This window comes from Mesorhizobium sp. M7A.F.Ca.CA.004.04.2.1 (assembly GCF_004022825.1).
Lineage (GTDB): Bacteria > Pseudomonadota > Alphaproteobacteria > Rhizobiales > Rhizobiaceae > Mesorhizobium.
This window is the reverse complement of record NZ_RZPH01001733.1, coordinates 1-528: the sequence shown is the minus strand read 5'-3', so window position 1 is coordinate 528 and position 528 is coordinate 1. Positions and strand designations below refer to the sequence as shown.

Below are 528 nucleotides of genomic sequence, written 5' to 3'. Positions count from 1 at the left end.
GCCTTTGCCCGCACGCTCGACGTCGAGCTTGCCGTCGGCGCCGAGGCGCTGGTGCTGGAAGCCGCCGTCTTCGGCCGCCTGGCGATGGGCGAACGCGCCACGCAGCGCAACTTCCATGACCGCTGGCGTGTGCGCCAGGATGGCGCCCTCATTCATGCCGAGGATTTCCGCATCGGACCCGATATCGCCGCCACGCTCGACCGCCCGGCGGTTGCCGGCGGCGCGATCGCGGTGGCGACGCTGCTTCTGGTGTCGCCACGCGCCGAGGCCCTGCTCGACCGGGTTCTGGAGATCGTCGGCGAACACGGCAGCGCCAGTGCCTGGAGCGTGAAGAAATCTGGCAAGCTTCTTGCGAGGCTCTACGCCGGGGACGGCTACCGGCTGCGCCAGCGGCTGGTTCCACTCGTCGAATTGCTCAACGGAAGGGCGGGGTTGCCCAAATTATGGTCACTATAGGCCTGTCTCTACCAATCCAGGGAAACGCATGAGCCTGACGCCGAGGGAAAGGGAGAAGCTGGTGATCGCCAT

At 66.7% G+C, this 528-nt stretch carries 1 protein-coding gene; it reads left to right on the top strand.

All coding sequences use genetic code 11. The features are described 5' to 3' along the window. A partial coding sequence (locus EN893_RS37280; protein WP_206640278.1) for an urease accessory protein UreD occupies nt 1–456 on the top strand: 456 nt, incomplete at its 5' end. Nucleotides 457–528: the final 72 nt, after the last annotated feature.